Origin of the sequence: Mediterraneibacter sp. (assembly GCF_030825015.1) — a bacterium.
In the GTDB taxonomy this organism is placed as follows: Bacteria; Bacillota; Clostridia; order Lachnospirales; family Lachnospiraceae; genus Mediterraneibacter.
Genome location: NZ_JAPJQP010000013.1, coordinates 1 through 5,059, shown reverse-complemented (window position 1 = coordinate 5,059; position 5,059 = coordinate 1). Strand labels below are relative to the sequence as shown.

4 protein-coding genes are annotated in these 5,059 nt (G+C 39.3%); all 4 read left to right on the top strand.

Annotated features, from left to right (window positions below):
• Positions 1-832: bacterial Ig-like domain-containing protein (locus tag RCH61_RS06830; protein WP_306480249.1), on the top strand; the 832-nt coding region annotated here is incomplete at its 5' end.
• 402 nt (positions 833-1,234) lie between these two features.
• On the top strand, positions 1,235-1,720 hold the full coding sequence (gene greA / locus RCH61_RS06825; protein WP_178006988.1) for a transcription elongation factor GreA: 486 nt from the start codon (positions 1,235-1,237) through the stop codon (positions 1,718-1,720).
• Between the two features lie 112 nt (positions 1,721-1,832).
• A complete protein-coding gene (gene lysS, locus RCH61_RS06820; RefSeq protein WP_178006990.1) occupies positions 1,833-3,776 on the top strand; it encodes a lysine--tRNA ligase in 1,944 nt (647 codons plus the stop codon).
• A 770-nt stretch (positions 3,777-4,546) separates the two neighbouring features.
• Positions 4,547-4,870: a helix-turn-helix domain-containing protein gene (locus RCH61_RS06815; RefSeq protein WP_178006992.1), complete on the top strand. Its 324-nt coding sequence runs from the start codon at positions 4,547-4,549 to the stop codon at positions 4,868-4,870.
• Positions 4,871-5,059: the final 189 nt, after the last annotated feature.

Below are 5,059 nucleotides of genomic sequence, written 5' to 3'. Positions count from 1 at the left end.
AAAAGCAGCGTTTGCATTCAGCCCAAGTCTTGAAACAGCATTGAAAACAAGTGATGAGAAAGTAACAGTAACATACGCAGAGAAGACAGCAGATATCACGATCAAAGTAAATGCAGGACAGGTAGAAGAACCGAAGGTAGAAAAAGTTGCCGTTAAGAAAGTACCGTCCAAGACAACTTATAAAGTGGGAGAAACATTCGATCCGAACGGACTTGTTCTTGAAGTAACGATGTCAGATAAGACAACAAAAGAAGTTGTATACGGAGACGAAACAGCAAAAGACTTTGCATTTGATCCGGCGCTTGGTACAGCACTTACAGAAGATATGACTAAAGTTGCTGTAACATATGCAGACAAGACGGTAGAAATCGGTATTGAAGTGAAAGCTGATACACCGATAGATCCGGAAAAACCGACAGTAGAAAAAGTTGCAATCAAAGCAAACCCGGCCAAGACAGAATACAAAGAAGGCGATAAATTCGATCCGACAGGACTTAGCCTTACAGTAACAATGTCAGACGGAACAACAAAAGTTGTTGTATACGGACCGGAGACAGCAAAAGATTTCTCCTTCAATCCAAGTCTCAACACAAAATTGACAGCGGATACGAAGAAGGTAACAGTAACATACGGCGGACAGTCGACAGACATAGCTGTATCGGTGAAAGCAGATCCGGACAAGAAACCGAATACAAAAACGCCGAACAAAGGTGGAGCAGTTCAGACAGGCGATAACTTCAATGTAACATTGATGATCGGACTTGTAGTTCTTGCAGGTGCAGTTGCAGGCGGAGCGGCTCTGACAATCTTCAAAAGAAACAAAAGAAAATAAATATGACTCGTAAATAATGCGGGAAAACACAGGGCTGTCACTTAGTGGCAGCTCTGATTTTATGCTTGGCAGACTTGTTGCAGGAATATGGCACGACAATATATTAAGCCGAGATATTTTACATATGGCAAAGAAAATATTTGCCTTGTGCGATATGAAACAGATGCCGTAAAAATGAGATTGCATATATACTTTAAACAAGCAAATACAGGAAAGAAAAAAACAATAAAAAACACGGAAAAACTCCCCTGTTTATGCCAAAAACCTTGACATTAAGAGGTTTGATGGTTATAATATTGAAATTGTGAAATAAACTAAAAGAGACAGCGTGCAGGGACAAGTTTTCCTGTCGGGAATAGACAAAAAACAGTGAAAAAGAAAGACAGAAAAGGAGCGTTATCAATGGCAGAGGCAAAGAAAAGATTACTTACTTATGCCGGATTAAAGGCACTTGAGGATGAACTTGAAAATCTTAAAGTTGTCAAGAGAAAAGAAGTTGCAGCTAAGATTAAAGAGGCGAGAGAGCAGGGAGACCTTTCCGAGAATGCGGAGTATGATGCGGCGAAAGATGAGCAGAGAGACATCGAAGCGCGTATTGAAGAACTTGAGGGAATCCTGAAAAACGCAGAAGTGGTTGTTGAAGATGAAGTTGACTTTGATAAGATCAATGTCGGATGTACGGTAAAAGTATTTGACATAACATTTGACGAAGAGATGGAATTTAAAATTGTAGGATCGACAGAGGCGAACAGCTTGGAAGGAAAGATTTCAAACGAGTCTCCGGTTGGTCAGGCATTGATCGGAAAAAAAGTGGGAGATACGGTAACCGTAGAGACACAGGCAGGAGAAATCGGGTACAAAGTGCTTGAAATCAGCCGTTCAAAGTAAACAGATGATTATAAACAGACCTCTTTTTTAAGAGGTCTGAATTAGCATGTATAGGAATGTTTCAGAATTGAGATGAAAGCAGCGAAATTTATTTGGGAAAGGAGATAAGAAAGTGGCACAGGAGCAGAAGAATGTACAGGAACAGGATCTGAATCAGTTGAGAAAGGTGCGCCGCGAGAAACTTGCAGAGCTGCAGGAAAGCGGGAGAGATCCGTTCGTGATCACGAAATACAATCAGACACATCACAGTGTGGAAGTAAAAGAAAATTACGAGGAACTTGAAGGAAAACAGGTTTCCATCGCAGGACGTATGATGTCCAAGCGAGTAATGGGAAAGGCTTCTTTTTGTAATGTTCAGGATTTGAAGGGAAATATCCAGTCATATGTTGCGAGAGACAGCATCGGTGAGGAAAATTATAAAGAATTTAAGAAACTTGATGTCGGCGACGTGATCGGCATTGAGGGAGAAGTATTCAAGACAAAAACAGGAGAGATTTCTATCCACGCATCCCATGTAACACTGCTTTCTAAGAGTCTTCAGATTCTTCCGGAGAAGTTCCATGGACTGACAAACACGGATATGCGTTATCGTCAGAGATATGTGGATCTGATTATGAATCCGGAAGCGAAAGATACATTTATTAAACGATCAAAGATCATCAGCGCGATTCGGAGATATTTGGATGGCGAAGGATTTATGGAAGTGGAAACTCCGATGCTTGTTGCCAATGCAGGCGGAGCGGCGGCAAGACCGTTTGAAACACATTTCAACGCTTTGAATGAAGATTTGAAATTGAGAATTTCTCTTGAACTTTATCTGAAACGTCTGATCGTAGGAGGACTTGAGAGAGTATATGAGATCGGCCGTGTGTTCAGAAACGAAGGACTTGATACAAGACATAATCCGGAATTTACATTGATGGAGCTTTATCAGGCGTATACAGATTATAACGGAATGATGGATCTTACAGAGAATCTTTACCGCCATGTGGCACAGGAAGTTCTCGGAACAACGGAGATTGTTTACAATGGTGTTGAGATGGATCTCGGAAAACCGTTTGAACGAATTACAATGGTAGATGCCGTGAAGAAATATGCAGGCGTTGACTGGAACGAAGTTAAGACTTTGGAAGAAGCGCGTCGTCTTGCAGATGAGCATCATGTAGAATATGAAGAACATCATAAGAAAGGTGACATTTTGTCATTGTTCTTTGAAGAATTTGCTGAGGAACATTTGATTCAGCCGACGTTCGTAATGGATCATCCGATTGAGATTTCACCGCTTACGAAAAAGAAACCGGAGAACCCAGAATATACGGAGCGTTTCGAGTTCTTTATGAACGGCTGGGAAATGGCGAATGCATATTCAGAGCTGAATGATCCGATCGATCAAAGAGAACGTTTCAAAGCGCAGGAAGAACTTTTGGCACAGGGTGACGAAGAGGCAAATACAACAGACGAAGATTTCCTGAACGCACTTGAGATCGGTATGCCGCCGACAGGAGGTATCGGATTCGGTATCGACAGAATGTGTATGCTTTTAACTAACAGTGCTGCAATTAGAGATGTGCTGCTCTTCCCGACAATGAAGTCCTTAGATGGTGTAAATAAGAAAAATGATGTAAAAAATGCAGCTTCCGAAGCACCTGAAAAAAATGTAGAAGAAGCACCGGAAAAGATTGATTTCTCCAATGTGAAGATTGAACCGATCTTTGAAGAAATGGTTGATTTCGATACATTTGCGAAGTCTGATTTCAGAGCAGTTAAGATTTTGGCTTGTGAAGCAGTACCGAAGTCAAAGAAGCTTCTCAAGTTCACATTAGACGACGGTGAACGCAAAGACCGTGTGATTTTAAGCGGTATTCACGAGTATTACGAGCCGGAAGAACTGGTTGGAAAGACTTGTATCGCAATCGTAAATCTGCCGCCGAGAAAGATGATGGGCATTGACTCCGAGGGTATGCTGATTTCAGCAGTACACGAAGAAGACGGTCATGAAGGCTTAAATCTTCTTATGGTAGATAACCACATTCCGGCAGGTGCAAAGCTCTACTAATTTGAAAAAAATGAGCCTTGCGGCGGTGGGCGCTTGTGGACACCGACATAAGGCGAAAAATACACGGAGACGTTAGTCGACGTGATGTAACGATGTACCGTTTTGCTTTATAAACGAGATGTACTTCATTTGATGAATTTCTGAAAAAACAGCGATTTACATCAAACTTACATCATTTGATGCAGAAAACGGTGCAGAGCGAAAAAAATCGCATAACTACAAGTATTGATGGGCAGTCCTATACGGATTGCCCATTTTTAGAGTAGATATACATTCAAATTTGCTAACAGATTTAGGGAGACGATATATGAATGTTTTGGAGGAAATAAAAAAAATTTTTATAGATTTTCTTTATCATACACCTAAAGAAAATCTTAATACTGAAATCAAAAGGACTTATCCATTTTTGTGAAGAAGAAAAGGCAGAGCGAATTATTAAAGAAGGGGTTAAAGGTAATTTACAAAAGCCAATGCGGAAAGCAGAAAAAGGATTTACTTGGTTTTATATAAATGACGAAAAAAATTTTAGCAAAAATATGAATATCATACATAAAAAAGGCTATTGAGAAAAGTATGATAGCTATGTAGTAATTAAAGAATTGGATGATAAGCAGATAAATAAATTGCGTATCAGACGAAGACTGGATTATATCATAATATACATGAATATCATCACTAATAGTTGTCGTGTCTTCTGGTGAGTTGCTGTATAGAAAGCAATATATAAACTATACTATTGGTTGTGGTAACAAACTCAAGGAGGTGATGAGGTGCAACTTGATACAATCGGAAAAAATATTAGAAAGTACCGACTTATGAAAAAGTATAGGCAAGAAGATTTGGCAGACAAAACTGGATTGTCTACTAATTATATCGGTATGGTAGAGCGTGGAGAGAAAGTCCCATCACTTGAAACTTTTATAGTTATATTAAATGCGTTGGATGTATCGGCTGATATGGTTCTTGCAGATGTTGTAAATACTGGATATATCGTTAAAAATTCAATGCTTAATGAGAAAATTTCTAAGTTATCAAGCGATGACAGAGAGAAAATCTATGAAGTTATAGAAGTATTTCTAAGACATTCTAAATAAAATAATGCTATAAGTATTAGAAGTTCGCTGTAAAATGCGGACTTTTCTTTTTGAATAATAAAACAACTAACGGTTGGCGTAGATAATTGTTGATAGGTGTTGTAAAAAAACGACAACTAAACAATATAAGGGCGCTTAGAGTATAATTATCATTGGCAAAAATAAAGGGGCTGTTGCAAAATAGATGAG